The 13,290-nt window shown below is 72.0% G+C and carries 15 protein-coding genes and 1 tRNA gene; 8 read left to right on the forward strand and 8 right to left on the reverse strand.

The features are described 5' to 3' along the window. Window positions 1-31 precede the first annotated feature (31 nt). Entirely contained in the window at window positions 32-523 is a 492-nt protein-coding gene (locus ACPCK6_RS07600; RefSeq protein WP_318331740.1) for a MarR family winged helix-turn-helix transcriptional regulator, read from the reverse strand. Window positions 524-624: 101 nt separating this feature from the next. Between ACPCK6_RS07600 and ACPCK6_RS07605 the strand changes: the two genes are divergently transcribed. Beyond that, window positions 625-1,206: a YceI family protein gene (locus ACPCK6_RS07605; RefSeq protein ID WP_262012862.1), complete on the forward strand. Its 582-nt coding sequence runs from the start codon at window positions 625-627 to the stop codon at window positions 1,204-1,206. 254 nt (window positions 1,207-1,460) lie between these two features. Continuing rightward, window positions 1,461-2,939 carry a glutamate-cysteine ligase family protein gene (locus ACPCK6_RS07610; protein ID WP_318331742.1) on the forward strand — a complete coding sequence of 493 codons (1,479 nt, stop codon included), beginning with the start codon at window positions 1,461-1,463 and terminating at the stop codon, window positions 2,937-2,939. A gap of 399 nt (window positions 2,940-3,338) precedes the next feature. On the opposite strand, the gene ACPCK6_RS07615 is transcribed toward ACPCK6_RS07610, so the two are convergent. Then, on the reverse strand, window positions 3,339-4,730 hold the full coding sequence (locus ACPCK6_RS07615; protein WP_423480726.1) for a hypothetical protein: 1,392 nt from the start codon (window positions 4,728-4,730) through the stop codon (window positions 3,339-3,341). A gap of 103 nt (window positions 4,731-4,833) precedes the next feature. Here ACPCK6_RS07615 and ACPCK6_RS07620 point away from each other — a divergent pair, with 103 nt between their 5' ends. Further along, complete coding sequence (locus ACPCK6_RS07620) at window positions 4,834-5,505, forward strand: PASTA domain-containing protein (RefSeq protein ID WP_423480727.1); 672 nt, start codon at window positions 4,834-4,836, stop codon at window positions 5,503-5,505. A 97-nt stretch (window positions 5,506-5,602) separates the two neighbouring features. Then, window positions 5,603-6,421: a PASTA domain-containing protein gene (locus ACPCK6_RS07625; protein ID WP_423480728.1), complete on the forward strand. Its 819-nt coding sequence runs from the start codon at window positions 5,603-5,605 to the stop codon at window positions 6,419-6,421. A 36-nt stretch (window positions 6,422-6,457) separates the two neighbouring features. Here the strand turns inward: ACPCK6_RS07625 and ACPCK6_RS07630 are convergent, their stop codons facing one another. Together ACPCK6_RS07630 and ACPCK6_RS07635 are read right to left on the reverse strand one after the other, a co-directional pair. Next, on the reverse strand, window positions 6,458-6,934 hold the full coding sequence (locus ACPCK6_RS07630; protein ID WP_423480737.1) for a hypothetical protein: 477 nt from the start codon (window positions 6,932-6,934) through the stop codon (window positions 6,458-6,460). Between the two features lie 98 nt (window positions 6,935-7,032). Beyond that, entirely contained in the window at window positions 7,033-7,320 is a 288-nt protein-coding gene (locus tag ACPCK6_RS07635) for a hypothetical protein (RefSeq protein ID WP_018785581.1), read from the reverse strand. Between the two features lie 615 nt (window positions 7,321-7,935). On the opposite strand from ACPCK6_RS07635, the gene ACPCK6_RS07640 reads away from it, so the two are divergent. From ACPCK6_RS07640 to ACPCK6_RS07650, 3 genes are all read left to right on the forward strand, one after another. Next, window positions 7,936-8,817 carry a helix-turn-helix domain-containing protein gene (locus ACPCK6_RS07640; RefSeq protein WP_194800235.1) on the forward strand — a complete coding sequence of 294 codons (882 nt, stop codon included), beginning with the start codon at window positions 7,936-7,938 and terminating at the stop codon, window positions 8,815-8,817. Next, complete coding sequence (locus ACPCK6_RS07645) at window positions 8,787-9,008, forward strand: DUF397 domain-containing protein (protein WP_013283299.1); 222 nt, start codon at window positions 8,787-8,789, stop codon at window positions 9,006-9,008. The genes ACPCK6_RS07640 and ACPCK6_RS07645 overlap by 31 nt, the downstream gene beginning before the upstream one ends. Before the next feature lie 149 nt (window positions 9,009-9,157). Further along, window positions 9,158-9,556 (forward strand): hypothetical protein, encoded by a 399-nt coding sequence (locus ACPCK6_RS07650; protein ID WP_135242651.1) that lies wholly within the window; start codon window positions 9,158-9,160, stop codon window positions 9,554-9,556. On the opposite strand, the gene ACPCK6_RS07655 is transcribed toward ACPCK6_RS07650, so the two are convergent. The 4 genes from ACPCK6_RS07655 to ACPCK6_RS07670 all read right to left on the reverse strand — a co-directional run bounded on the left by ACPCK6_RS07655 (window position 9,524) and on the right by ACPCK6_RS07670 (window position 12,286). Continuing rightward, the gene (locus tag ACPCK6_RS07655; RefSeq protein WP_396881756.1) at window positions 9,524-10,126 is read right to left on the reverse strand and encodes a hypothetical protein; all 603 of its coding nucleotides are present in this window, start codon (window positions 10,124-10,126) and stop codon (window positions 9,524-9,526) included. The genes ACPCK6_RS07650 and ACPCK6_RS07655 overlap by 33 nt on opposite strands. A gap of 90 nt (window positions 10,127-10,216) precedes the next feature. Then, window positions 10,217-11,023 (reverse strand): WecB/TagA/CpsF family glycosyltransferase, encoded by an 807-nt coding sequence (locus tag ACPCK6_RS07660; protein ID WP_318331748.1) that lies wholly within the window; start codon window positions 11,021-11,023, stop codon window positions 10,217-10,219. After that, window positions 11,020-12,129, reverse strand: a complete 1,110-nt coding sequence (locus ACPCK6_RS07665) for an NAD-dependent epimerase/dehydratase family protein (RefSeq protein ID WP_262012854.1) — start codon at window positions 12,127-12,129, stop codon at window positions 11,020-11,022. The genes ACPCK6_RS07660 and ACPCK6_RS07665 overlap by 4 nt, the downstream gene beginning before the upstream one ends. 71 nt (window positions 12,130-12,200) lie before the next feature. After that, a tRNA-Leu gene (locus ACPCK6_RS07670) sits at window positions 12,201-12,286 on the reverse strand. A 209-nt stretch (window positions 12,287-12,495) separates the two neighbouring features. On the opposite strand from ACPCK6_RS07670, the gene ACPCK6_RS07675 reads away from it, so the two are divergent. After that, a complete protein-coding gene (locus tag ACPCK6_RS07675) occupies window positions 12,496-13,284 on the forward strand; it encodes an FHA domain-containing protein (RefSeq protein WP_026267912.1) in 789 nt (262 codons plus the stop codon). Window positions 13,285-13,290 lie beyond the last annotated feature (6 nt).

Below are 13,290 nucleotides of genomic sequence, written 5' to 3' on the forward strand. Positions count from 1 at the left end.
GACCGGCGGGTAGTCGGCGGCGCAGCGCGAGTCAGGCGGCGTGCTCGGCCGGTTCGGTGCTGCCGGCGGTGGCACCCGGATGGACCGCGTCGCGCACCCGGCGCAGCCCGTCCAGCAGCCCGTCGAGCTGTGCCGGGTCGAGCTGGCTGGTGAACCACTGCTCGATGATCTTCAGGTGACCGGGCAGGACGTCGTCCAGGCGGCTGAGCCCGGCGGTGGTGACCACCGCGAAGGAACTGCGCCGGTCGGACGGGCAGGCGCGCCGGCAGATCAGCCCGTCCCGTTCCATCCGGTCCACCACGCGGGTCACGCCGCTGGTGGAGAGCGAGGTCTGCGCGGCCAGGTCGGTCATCCGCAACTGGTTGTTGGGTGAGCGGGCGAGTCGGGTCAGCACCTCGAACTCGACCGGGGAGAGGCCGTGCTCCTCGAACTGGGCGGCGAACCGGGCGGCGAGCCCGGCGTGCGCCTCGACGAGCAGGCCGACGGCAGTGATCCGGGGGTCGTCGAACACGTTCTGGTCCACGCCACCATCCTAGCAACACTTGACACGGGGAATATTGCCATGACTATAGTTGCTCAGTCAGTCGTTGGGCTCCTAAACATTCTTCTCCGGAGGAGAGCATCATGACCAGCAGCACCGAGCCGACTACCCGCGACTGGGAGGGTCTCACCATCCCCGCTCCCGGCACCTACGTGCTGGACGCCGCGCACAAGCGTGTCGGCTTCGTCGCGCGGCACATGATGGTCAGCAAGGTACGCGGTGAGTTCGCCGACGCCACCGCCACCATCACCGTCGCCGACGACCCGATGCAGTCCACGGTCACCGCCAGCATCCAGGCCGCCAGCATCAACACCGCCCAGGCGGACCGCGACGCGCACCTGCGCAGCCCCGAGTTCCTCGACGCGGAGCAGTTCCCGACGCTGGAGTTCCGCAGCACCGAGGTGAAGTCCCGCGACGGCAACGAGTTCGTGCTCGTCGGCGAACTGACCATCAAGGGCGTGACCCGTCAGGTCGAGCTCGAGGTGGAGTTCGAGGGCGTCGGCCGCAGCCCGTTCGGCCAGGACATCTTCGGCTTCTCCGCCTCCACCGAGATCGACCGGGAGGACTTCGGTCTGACCTGGAATGTGGCGCTGGAGACCGGTGGCGTCCTGGTCGGCCGCAAGGTCAAGATCGAGATCGAGGGTGAGGCCATCCGCCAGGGCTGAGCCCGGCACCGGCCCGCAGGGCCCGCACCGTCCGCCGACGGTGCGGGCCCTTCTCGCGTACGCCCCGGCGGTGCGAATCGTCACGCGAAGTTCTCCGCACTGACGTGCTGGTGACGGCCGCGACGGGGTACAGGTGCAGACCTGTCGCCCGTCCAGCCGGGTGACGGGGCGGGCGCACTTACGCCCACCACGCGAATGGTTCACAATGCGTTGCGGAACGGTACGGTTCCGTCGCACCAGCGCCGGGAGGACACATGGGCAGAGACGTCGAGCAGGGCGCCTTCTCCCGCGAGGATCGGGTCCGCTACCGGCAGAAGGTCCGACGGTGCCTGGACGTGTTCGCGCTGATGCTCGACGACTTCGGCTTCGACGCCGACCGCCCGATGACCGGGCTGGAGATCGAGCTGAACCTGATCGACGCCGCCGCCGAACCGGCCATGCGCAACGACCAGATCCTCGCCGACATCGCCGACCCGCTGTTCCAGACCGAGCTGGGGCAGTTCAACCTCGAACTGAACGCCTCGCCCCGGCTCATCGAGGGCAGCGGCTTCGCCGACTACGAGCAGGACCTGCGCAGCAGCCTCAGCCGCGCCGACGAGCGGGCCGCCAAGTCCGACGCGACGATCATGATGGTCGGCATCCTGCCCACGCTCACCGAACGCCACCTGGTCGCCGACAACCTCTCCACGAACGAGCGGTACCGCGTCCTCAACGACCAGATCGTCGGCGCCCGCGGCGAGGACATCGAGCTGGACATCAACGGCGTCGAGCGGCTGCGTACGCACACCGACTCGATCGCGCCGGAGGCCGCTTGCACGAGCCTCCAGTTCCACCTCCAGGTCGCGCCGGACAGCTTCGCCGACTACTGGAACGCCTCCCAGGCCATCGCCGGCGTGCAGGTCGCCGTCGGCGCCAACTCGCCGTTCCTCTACGGCCGGCAGCTGTGGGCGGAGACCCGGATCGCGCTGTTCCAGCAGGCCACCGACACCCGCCCGGACGAGCTGAAGGCCCAGGGCGTACGCCCCCGCGTGTGGTTCGGCGAGCGCTGGATCACCTCGATCTTCGACCTGTTCGAGGAGAACGTCCGCTACTTCCCCCCGCTGCTGCCCATCTGCGAGGAGGAGGACCCGGTCGAGGTGCTGCACGCGGGTGGTGTGCCCAAACTCGGTGAGCTGCGGCTGCACAACGGCACCGTCTACCGCTGGAACCGGCCGGTCTACGACATCATGAACGACCGCCCGCACCTGCGGGTGGAGAACCGCGTGCTGCCCGCCGGCCCGACGGTGGTGGACATGCTCGCCAACGCGGCGTTCTACTTCGGGCTGGCCCGCGGCCTCGCCGAGTCCGACCGTCCGATCTGGAGTCAGCTGACGTTCAGCTCGGCGGAGGAGAACTTCCACGCCGCCGCCCGGCGCGGCATCGAGGCGGTCCTGCACTGGCCCCGGCTCGGCGACGTGCCGGTGACCACGCTCGTGCTCGACACGCTGCTGCCGGTGGCCGCGCAGGGGCTGGACCGGTTCGGCGTCGCCCCGGCCGAACGGGACCGCCTGCTCGGCGTGATCGAGGGCCGCTGCCGTACCGGCCGCAACGGCGCGGTCTGGCAGACCGAGACGGTGTGGACGGCCGAGCGGAACCGAGGGCTGGACCGGGAGGCCGCGCTGCACCACATGGTCCAGCGGTACGCCGAACTCCAGCGCGGCAACGAGCCCGTCCACACGTGGCCGGTCGACTAGCCTCCTGCCGCCCTCACCCGGCCCCTCCGCCCTTCCGCCCCGGCTCGCCTGCGCTCCCAGCCTTGTCGATCTTGGAGTTATGGCGCCTCGAATATTCCGAATGGGAGTTTTGTGAGGTGCCACAAGTCCAAGATCGCAGAGGTTTCGGGGCGGCACTGGCGGGAGTTCCTCGTTCGGCTTGTTACTGCGTCGAGGCGCCGCCCATCGGGCGAGACTGGCGTTCCGTGAGGCGGGATCGGCGGAGATCTTGGTAGGAAAGGGCCCCTATAGGGGCCCTTTCCTACCAAGATCTCTCGGAGTCGGGAGTCCTTGACAACCCCACTCACAGATCGACGCGGGCGTGCGGTGGCGCAGCGGCCGAGAGTGACGTGCGGGTGGGGCGGGTGGGGCGGGTGGGGTTCAGCGACCCCGGCGGCGGGTGGTCTCGGTGGGCGGCGGCGGGTCGGCCTGGTCCGACGACCCGGTCTGGCCCGGCGAGGCGGTCGGGGACGAGGAGCCGTCCGTCGCGCTTCGCGGGTTCGGCTCGTCGGCGGTTGAGCCCTTGTCGCGCGAGACGGCCTGCGTGGGTGACTCGGGCTGCCGCTGCGGCGGCACGGCCCGGCCTCGGCGGCCGGTGGTGGACCGGGTGGCACGTCCCCGGTCCGTCTCCGTCCGGCCGGACGCCACGCCCGGCTCGTCGTCCACTGCCGCATCCCGGAGCGCGCCGGCCGGCGCGTCCGACAAGCCCGGATCCGACACGCTCGCCGTCGACGTGCCCGCCCGCTTCGATGGCGCCGTGCCTGATCGGCCCGACGTCGAGCTGCCCGGCAACGGCCCGTCCGGCCCGTCCGGCTCTGCGGTGGTGGGCGAGGCATCCCCGCTGATCTCGTCCGGTTCGCCGGTGCGCTGCCGGGGCAGTGTCACCCGCTCGGCGTTCCGGCGCTCGGCACGCTGGGCCAGCGCGGCCATCACCATCGAGCCGCCGACGCCGGCGATCACCGCGTACGGGGCGATCAGGTGGGCCGACAACTGCTCCGCGGCGATCCCGGCCAGGCGCGGCACGGCGAGCAGGTACGCCAGCGCGACGAGCAGCGGTCCGGCCGCCCCGGAGGCCGCCGCGCCGACCCGGATCTCCGGTGCGCGGGCGGCTCGACGGGCCGCCACCAGGCCGATCACCAGTGCGGAGAGCACCGACAGCAGCGCGCCGGGCCAGTAGAAGTAGTCGCGGATCCAGAACGCGCCACGGTCCGCGCTGATCTGCCAGATGCCGAGCTGGGCGGTGGTCAGGCCACGGCCGGCGATCACCCCGTCGACCACCGACACCACGGCGAGCAGCCAGAGCCAGCCGGTGGTGGCGATCAGGTTGGTGGCGGCGGCACGGGTGTGCAACGCCCAGACGGCGAGCAGGACGCCGAGCACCAGCCCTGCGCCCGCGTATGCGGCGGCGACGGCCTGCGGCGAGGAGACGTCCGGCACCCGGGCCGCCCGCGCGGGTACCGCCACCAGCAGGACGGTGACGAGCGCGCCGACACCCGCGGCGAGCGCCAGGCCGAGCCGGGGCAGCATGCCCGGCGACTCGTCGGTGCCACCACGCAGGCGCTGGGCGCAGACCGCACCGACGATGACCGATGTCGCCGCGATCCAGGTCGCCCAGGCGAGGCTCGCCACCCAGGCCGCCTCGGCCCGTACCGCGCCGTCCGGCACCCAGTTGATGATGCCCAGCCCGTACCCGAAACCGAGCTGCGCGGCACCCGCGCCGGCGGCGACGCCGAGCGCGGCGGCTGTCGATCCTCCCCAGCCCCGTCTGACCATGCCGGGGAGCGTAACGTCCCGTGGTCGGCGCGGCGAGTCGTAACGACGGGTCGTGACCGTCTGTGAGCAACGGATACGGTCGTCGATGATCGGGGCGGGGAGCATGACGGACGAGCGGCAACCGGCGGGCGACGGCACCGGACCGGGGCGGGGGAGGCTGCTCCTCGGCGGTGGTGTGGCAGTGGTCCTGCTGGCCGTGATCGGCGCCAGCGTCGGGTGGATCCTCGCCGGTGAGCCGGAGCGCTCGGCCGCGCCCGGCGACTCCGCTCCGCCCGCCGCCGCGTCCACATCGGCCTCCGCGACCACGGCGCCGCCGACCACCGCCGCCCCACCATCCGGTACGCGCACCAGCGCCCCGGCCGGGCTCACCGTGCCCGAGGTGGTGGGCGTCGACTTCGAGCAGGCCCGCCGGGATCTGCGCGAGCGCCGCCTCGGTTGGCGACTGGTCTTCGGTACGGGCAGCGGACGCACCGTGGAGCGGGCCTCACCGGCTCCGGGCACTCCGGTGAAGCGCGGCACCACTGTCACCGTGTGGGTCTCCGGGCCGGCGCCGGCCGTGAGCGTGCCGGACGTGGGCACGCTGTCCTGCTCCGACGCGGCAGACGATCTGGTGGAGGCGGGCCTCTATCCCCGGTACGCCACCGGCCGCCAGGGTCCGGTCACGGCACAGGTGCCGGTGGCCGGCAGTACCGCCCGGTGGAACGACCAGGTGACCCTCACCTGCGGCGACCAGGCGTCCACGCCGCCGACGGTCTCCCCGGCGCCGACTCTCTGACCGGCGCGGCGCGCTGATCCCGGCCGGTGTCGCCGTGGCCCGCTACGGTGGACGATCGAGGGCCGTGCGCCCCGTCCCGGTGGGGAAAGGACGTGCCATGAGCGACGACCGTCAGGAACCACCCGCCGGTGACGCGGACGCGACCCGGGCGATGCCCCGGGATGCGGCCGGGCACGACGCGGACGCGACCCGGGCGATGCCGCGGAACGCGGGCGACGCCACCCGTCCGTTGCCCGGCGGCGCGGCAGCACAGGGCGGGCCGGCAGGACAGGCAGGCCCGGGAGGGCAGGGCGGGCCGCGCCGTCCGCTCGACGCGACCGCCCCGCAGGAACCGGTGGGTGCCTGGTCCGGCCGCGCCGGCGTACCTCCACCGCGTCCGGCGGGTTACCCCGAGCCCGGCGGCGAGTGGTACGGCGACGAGCAGTCCGGGCGCCGCTGGTGGATGCCGATCCTGCTGGGCGTCCTGGCGCTGCTCCTGCTCGGGCTGATCGGGGTGGGGGTGTGGCTGGCATTGCGTGCCGCCGACCGGAACTCCGAGCCGGGCCCGCCGGTGCCGAGCATCTCGGCGCAGACGAGCGCCGCCCCGACCTCGGCCGCCCCGACCAGTGCCGCGCCGAGCAGTTCACCGCCGAGTACGCCGCCGGCCACGACCGCCCCGGTCGAGGTGCCGATGCCACCGCTGGTGGGGTTGCCGGAGGCCGCCGCCCGGGCGGCGCTCGACCGGCTCGACCTGGACTACCGGGTGCAGCGGCGGGCGTCGGATCGCCCGGCCGGCACGGTGATCTCCACCGATCCCGAGGCCGGTTACCCGGTGGGCGAGGACGACCGGGTCACGATCGTGGTGGCCGTACCCGCGCCACCGACGAGCGGTCCGAGCACCCCGGGCTCCGCCCCGGCGACGACCACGACGCCCTGACGATCACCACGACGCCCTGGCCGGGCACCGCCACGATCACCACTGGCGTCTGCGGGTGCCGACCAGGCCCAGTCCGGCCAGTGAGATGGCGAGCCCGAGCAGCCCGGAGTAGAACAGTGACCGGCTGAGGTCGTTCGTGGTGCCGGTGGGCCGCTCGGCGAGCGTGCCCTCCCCGCCCCCGGCACCCGGGGCCCGGTCGTCGTCGTCCTCCGGCGCGTCGGCGGCCTCGTCGTCCTCGTCGATCGCATCGGAGTCGGCGGCATCCGAGTGGGCCGTATCGGAATCGGCCGTATCGGATTCGGCCGCGTCGGAGTCCGTCCGGCCGTCCTCGCCGGCCACGGTGATCTCCGGAGCCGGTACGGGCTCGGCGAGCTGCTGGGTGGCGGAGAAGGCGGGATGACGGACCGCGAGCGCGAGGGCGGTCGCGGTGACGAGGAAGAGGAAGAGCCCGAGGGCATAGCCGATACGGGACCGGTGGTGCCGCCGCGCGGCGGGCAAGTTGACCATGACCATCCCAGGTTCAGGGTCCATGGCGCGCGGGGTGGAACGTGCCGGGGTGGGCGTACCGATTCTATGGCGACGGCACGCCCTCCCGACCGGGAATCGTCAGGTCAGCCGACCCGGACCGGGGTCCGGACCACCGGGCGGCGGGCCGTCCGTACGGTGTGCTGACGCGGAGCCGGCGCGGCTTGGAGCTGCCGCAACCCCTCCTGGAGTACGAAGATCGACCTCCGGTTGACCGCGTCCCCCGCCGCGTTCAACTCGTAGCCGTCGAGCCAGAGCCAACCGTCGTAGGTCGGCCAGTCGAGCACCCGGATCACCCGGAACATGATCGGTCGGAGGAACTGGACACTCGCCGCGCGCGTCACGTGCAGTACGTCACCGGAGCGGGGAAGCACATGGGCTCCTGGGAAGGTCGGCCGGCGGGACCGGCGAGGCTGAACGGGGGTCTGGTGCGGTCCGGTGACGGGGGGTCTGCCTCGTGGACCGGCGGTCGGTGGGTCGGTGCTGGTCGGGCCGTACCCGCGGTGGCGGACCGCCACCCGACCATCACCCGGCTGCTCCCGGTTACCGCTCCCGCCGCCGCAGCCAAGCTGGCGTGCAGCGACGGGGTCTTCATTCCGGGGCAGGTCGCACGGCGCGGGACGGCTCCCCTCCGGCCGTCCCACGGACCGTGGTGTCACCACGCCCGGAGATCAAGCGAAGACGGTGAGTAACCCGTGCCATACGGACAGACTGCATCAGGGACGTGCGACATGCAAGTTGCACGTCGAGTTTTGCTGATAGGTGAGTCGGACACGCAAACGGCGAAACTTGAAGCGTCAGGTATCGGAGCGGCACACTGGACGCCGGTTTCGCCCGTCGCGGCCGGTCGACGACCGGCACCACCCCTGCCGCGAACGACACCCGCCGCTCGCCGGTCGCGCCCGCGGTGGGAGCCGCACCGGGGCGCGACCGACCGGAGGTAGCCGGGTGACTGTGAAGCGTGGTCCCGCAATCCGATGGACGGCACCGTGAGTGAACGGCGCAGCCCCACCATCCGGCGGCGCCGGCTGGGTGCGGAACTCCGCCGGCAGCGGGAGGCGGCGGGCATCACCATCGAAGTCGTCGCCGAGCAGCTGGAGTGCTCGGCGTCGAAGATCTCCCGGATCGAGACCGGCCACACCACGGCGACCCCGCGCGACGTACGCGACATGCTCCGCATCTACGGCGTCGTCGGCGCGGAGAGCGACGAGCTGGTGCAGATCGCCCGGGAGGCCCGGCAGAAGGGCTGGTGGCATCCGTACAGCACGGTGCTCGTCGGCGCGTACGTCGGCCTGGAGGCGGCGGCCAGCTCCATCCGCGCGTACGAGCAGCAGGTGGTGCCGGGCCTGCTGGAGACCGAGGAGTACGCGAGCGCGATGATCCGGGCGGCCCGGCCGGACTTCACCGACGAACAGGTCGACCAACGGGTGCGTGTCCGTCTGGGCCGTCAGTCGTTGTTGACGCAGGACGATCCGGTCGATCTGTGGGTGGTGCTCGATGAGGCGGTGCTGAGCCGGCCGGTTGGCGGCGACGCGGTGATGCGTGGTCAGCTCAAACGGTTGGTGGAGGTGGCCGAACTGCCGAACGTGACAGTGCAGGTCCTGCCCTTCGAGGTGGGAGCGCACGCCGGCATGGACGGGACCTTCACGATCCTCAGCTTCCCCGAGCCGAGTGATCCCGATGTCGTGTACGCGGAGAACGCCACGGGTGGACTCTTCCTGGAGAAGAGTGACGAACTGCAGAAGTACAGCTTCATCTTCGATCACATTCGAGCAGCGGCCATGCGCCCGGAGGAGTCCGTCGCACACATCGCGAAACTGGCAGAGGAGCCACTGTGGAAATGGCGACCAAGGAGTTCCCCGTGGACCTGACGCAGGCGACGTGGTTCAAGAGCTCGAAGAGCGGGCCGAACTGCGACAACTGCGTCGAGGTCGCGTACGTGACCGGGGCGGTCGGAGTGCGGGACTCGAAGGACAAGACCGGCCCGGCCCTGGTCTTCGCTCCGGGTGACTGGCACGCCTTCGTCGCCCGCGCCCGGAACGGCGTGTTCGGCCGGAGCTGACCGGCACCGAGATGTGGTCCCGCCCGGCAGCGCCGCCGGGCGGGACCATTCGCGTCCGGGTGCCCGCGCGGCGGCGGCCACCCGTCGCCAGTTCGGATCCGCCTCGTTGAACCGCACAGATCGGCAACCGAACAAGGCAGGCGAGACGGATGACGACGATCGGTTCAGAGAACCTCACCAGCGGCCCGGGCAAGCCCGAGCGGTTCGGTGGCAAGTACCGGGGTGCCCGCCGGGACACCGTCCTCACCGAGGTGGTCTCCGGTGACGGCGACGACACCCGCGAGGGCGGCGTCCCCGAGCAGGCCGCGGCGCCGCTGTCCCTGCCGTCGCTGGACCCCAACCCGCTGACCGAGCCGTCCTTCCCGCCGAGCGGCTGGCCGGTCGAGCAGCAGGAGTCCCTGGTGGACCACCCGCTGCTGCGCGGCCTGCTGATGGAGCTGCCCCCGAAGGGCAGCGTGCCTCCGCCCGGCTGGCTGGACCGCTGGTTCGAGGCGACCCGCGCGATCCTGGAGCTGCTATACGTGCAGGGCGCGAGCCGGTCGCGCTGACACCGCCTCGGCGGCCGGCATCGCCCGCTCGGCGAGCCGGTTGTGCCGCAGCGCGTGGCGTACTCCGATCGCGCACACACCGAGCACCCCGACGGTGATCGCCGGGCCGGCGACGCCCGGCGCGGCGAACAGGTCGACTCCGGCCGCCGGCAGCACCGCCACCAGCACCGCGATCGCCGTCGCCTGGAGCGGCAGCGCGATCAGCGGGTGCGCCGCCGCCGCGCGCAGACCGTGCGGGGCGGGGGTGCCCGGTGCCGCCGCGAACGCGCCCGCGCCGGACCGCAGCCGCCGGACCCGCCGTACCGTGCAGACCGCCACCACTGCCGCCGGCACGGCCGCGAGGCCGAGTGCGGCGGCGGCCCGGTCCACACTGGTGTCGCCGGCGCTCTGCAGGCCCGCGGCGAGGACCGCCGCGGTGAGCGCGAGGCCGGTCAGCACCAGGGCGGACAACCATCCGGTACGCCGGCGCAGCGCGCGGGCGCGGTCGAGCCCGGGCAGGCCCTCCGCGACCAGTCCGGCGGCGAGCCAGACGGCGGCGACGGGAAGCAGTACGGCGAGACGGTCATCCATGCCCCCTAGCCTTGCCCGTTTCGACGTTCGGCGAATCCGGGACGGCACCCCGGTTCGCCCCGTACCCGGGCCCGTAGGGGTAGGGGTGGCTCAGACGTCGAACGTGGCGGGACGCCCGGTGGCCGGCGCCGGCGGGGTGGCCTTCCACAGGCCGGTCTTCTGGGCGGCGAGCCGGGCCAGGTAGGCCGGGTTGAGGATGACGTACCGGCGCCACAGGCGCTTGGGTTCCAGGCCGAGCCGCCAGAACCACTCCAGCCCGGCGCGCTGCATCCACGGTGGCGGGTTGCGCAGCAGGCCGGCGTGGTAGTCGAAGGCCGCGCCGACGGCCATCAGCGGCATGTCCAGCAGCGGGCGCATGGCGTACGCGAAGACCTCCTGGCGCGGGCAGCCGAGCCCGACCAGGACGAGGCGGGCGCCGCTGGCCCGGATCCGGTCGGCGATCTCGGCGTCCTCGCCCGGGGTGGCGGCACGGAACTTGGACGGCTCGACCCCGGCGATCTTCAGCGCGGGGAACTTGTGCTCCAGCGCCGGGACGAGCCGGGACAGGGTCTCCTCGGTGGAGCCGTAGAGGTAGACCGGCAGCCCTTCCTCGGCGAACCGGGCGAGCACCCGCAGCGTCAGCTCCGGCCCGTAGACGCGGTCGGTGAGCCCAGCGCCGTGCAGCAGGTTGAGCGCCCAGCGCACCGGCTGCCCGTCCGGGGTGACCACGTCGAACGAGTTGAGCCGGGCGTTGTGCGCCGGGTCGAGCACGCCGGTCATCACGCCGTGCACGGCGAGCGCGGTCAGCGCCAGCGGGCGGCGTTCGTGCGCGGCCGCCACGACGGCCTCGGTGGCCCGGGCGTAGTCGGTGGCATCGACCCCGACGCCGAGCACGTTGCGCTTGGTCCCGGCGCTCATGCCTTCGGCACCCACTTGTCGACGTTGGCCTCGTAGATCTCGCGCAGGATCATCGGCACGTCGTACGTGATCTTCCAGGACGGGTAGTGCTCCTCGAAGCGGGCCATGCTGCTGACGTACCACTGGTGGTCGCCGGTGCGGGCCTGCTCGACGTAGTTGATCCGGGCCTCGCGGCCGGTGATCTCCTGGGCGACCCGGAACGCCTCGATGTGCGAGGTGTTGGAGTGCCGGCCGCCGCCGAGGTTGTAGACCTGGGCCGAGCGCGGCTCGCGGAAGAACGCCTCGAACGCGGTCAGCACGTCGTGCGAGTGGATCGCGTCCCGGACCATCTTCCCCTTGTAGCCGAAGAGGTTGTACGTCCGGCCCTCCATCACGCAGCGCATCAGGTACGCCAGGAAGCCGTGCAGTTCGGCGGCGGAGTGCGCCGGGCCGGTCAGCGTGCCGCCCCGGAAGCAGGCGGTCTTCATGTCGAAGTAGCGGCCGTACTCCTGCACCATCACGTCGGAGGCGACCTTCGAGGCGCCGAAGATCGAGTGCAGCGACTCGTCGATCGACATGTCCTCGGTGATGCCGTCGTACCAGCGGTGGTCCTCGGGCAGCTCGTAGCGGGTCTCCAGCTCGATCAGCGGGAGCGAGTTGGGCCGGTCGCCGTACACCTTGTTGGTGGAGCAGTGGATGAACGGCGCGTCGATCGCGTGCCGCCGGGTGTTCTCCAGCACGTTGAGCGTGCCGCCGGCGTTCACGTCGAAGTCGGTGAACGGCTCCTTGGCGGCCCAGTCGTGGCTCGGCTGGGCGGCGCTGTGGATCACCACGGCGATGTCCCTGCCGTACCGCTTGAAGACCTGCTCCAGCCCGTCCCGGTCGCGGATGTCGACGGCGTGGTGGGTGTACGCGGAGCCGAGGTCGGCGGCGAGCCGGTCGAGGCTCCAGGCGGTCGAGCCGTCCTCGCCGAAGAAGTACCGCCGCATGTCGTTGTCGATGCCGACCACGTCGAGACCGAGTCCGGCGAAGTGCCGGGCCGCCTCGGAGCCGATCAGACCGCCGGAACCGGTCACCAACGCGACAGTCACACGCCACTCCTGGTCCGTGGGAGGCAGGGAAACCATCGGAGCATAGCGTGACGTCCGGAACGCCCCGATACGAAGCAAGGGCCCCGCTGTGTGCGGAGCCCTTGTTCTGGTGGGGATGGGGGGAGTTGAACCCCCACGTCCTTTCGGACACACGGACCTGAACCGTGCGCGTCTGCCATTCCGCCACATCCCCGTGGCACGACCCGGAACACCATATCGCATCCCGCGCCCGCCATCTGCGGCGGGTGCCGGGACATACTACGCTGTCCACTGGCCACGCCACGAACGATCACCGCTCGTGGCGGGCGAAACTTTAGCACGCTCGCGGGCCTGGTCACGAACGGGCCGACGGCAGCCGGCCGAGCGGCGTGTGAGCTGCGGAGGCGGTGTCCGGATACCATCATTGCCTCGGGACCCGAGGAGGAGCCGGTGAGCGTGCTGCAACGCTTCGAGAAGCGTCTGGAAGGCCTGGTCGAGGGGGCCTTCGCCAAGGTCTTCAAAGGGGTGGTCCACCCCGTGGAGATCCTCAACGCCATGCAGCGGGAGGCCGAGGCGCACAAGGCGATCCTGGCCGGTGGGCGCACCCTTGTGCCCAACCGCTACGTGATCGATCTCTCGCCCTACGACCACAGTCGGCTGGCGCCGTACGCTGCCGCGCTGGCCCAGGAGCTGGCGCAGTCGCAGGCCGAGTTCATCGGCGAGCAGGCGTGGACGGTCTACGGCGACGTGATCGTCGAGGTCGAACGCGGTGAGGGCCTGGACACCGGCATGTTCCGGGTCACCGCCGAGGTGTACACCGGCGGGGACGTCGCCCCGGTCTCCGCGCCCGGCGGCTACGACGCCGGCCCGGCGTACCCGGCGTACGACCAGGGTGGCGGCTACGGCCCGCCGCCCGGTCACGGCGGTGGCCGCAACGTCCGCCTGGTCTCGGGCGACGGCCGCACCTACCCGCTCCAGATGGGCTCGACCGTGATCGGCCGCGGCGACCAGGCCAACCTGCGCCTGCCCGACGTCGGCATCTCCCGGCGCCACGCCCGGCTGGACTTCGACGGCGGCCAGGTGGTGCTGACCGACCTGGGCTCCACGAACGGCACGATGGTCAACGGCCAGCGCGTGTCGGCGGTCGCCCTCAACCCCGGCGACATGATCCAGCTCGGCACCACGACGCTGACCTTCCGCGTGGACGGCTGACCCGCG

The organism is Micromonospora sp. AB353 (genome assembly GCF_049538395.1).
GTDB classification, from domain to species: Bacteria; Actinomycetota; Actinomycetes; order Mycobacteriales; family Micromonosporaceae; genus Micromonospora; species Micromonospora aurantiaca.

Excerpts from the sequence above, each read along its gene's own strand:
- ACPCK6_RS07605 (WP_262012862.1), top strand. The coding sequence starts at position 625 with ATGACCAGCAGCACCGAGCCGACTACCCGCGACTGGGAGGGTCTCACC.
- ACPCK6_RS07610 (WP_318331742.1), top strand. The coding sequence starts at position 1,461 with ATGGGCAGAGACGTCGAGCAGGGCGCCTTCTCCCGCGAGGATCGGGTC.
- ACPCK6_RS07615 (WP_423480726.1), bottom strand. The coding sequence starts at position 4,730 with ATGGTCAGACGGGGCTGGGGAGGATCGACAGCCGCCGCGCTCGGCGTC.
- ACPCK6_RS07620 (WP_423480727.1), top strand. The coding sequence starts at position 4,834 with ATGACGGACGAGCGGCAACCGGCGGGCGACGGCACCGGACCGGGGCGG.
- ACPCK6_RS07625 (WP_423480728.1), top strand. The coding sequence starts at position 5,603 with ATGAGCGACGACCGTCAGGAACCACCCGCCGGTGACGCGGACGCGACC.
- ACPCK6_RS07630 (WP_423480737.1), bottom strand. The coding sequence starts at position 6,934 with ATGGTCATGGTCAACTTGCCCGCCGCGCGGCGGCACCACCGGTCCCGT.
- ACPCK6_RS07645 (WP_013283299.1), top strand. The coding sequence starts at position 8,787 with ATGGCGACCAAGGAGTTCCCCGTGGACCTGACGCAGGCGACGTGGTTC.
- ACPCK6_RS07650 (WP_135242651.1), top strand. The coding sequence starts at position 9,158 with ATGACGACGATCGGTTCAGAGAACCTCACCAGCGGCCCGGGCAAGCCC.
- ACPCK6_RS07655 (WP_396881756.1), bottom strand. The coding sequence starts at position 10,126 with ATGGATGACCGTCTCGCCGTACTGCTTCCCGTCGCCGCCGTCTGGCTC.
- ACPCK6_RS07660 (WP_318331748.1), bottom strand. The coding sequence starts at position 11,023 with ATGAGCGCCGGGACCAAGCGCAACGTGCTCGGCGTCGGGGTCGATGCC.
- ACPCK6_RS07665 (WP_262012854.1), bottom strand. The coding sequence starts at position 12,129 with ATGGTTTCCCTGCCTCCCACGGACCAGGAGTGGCGTGTGACTGTCGCG.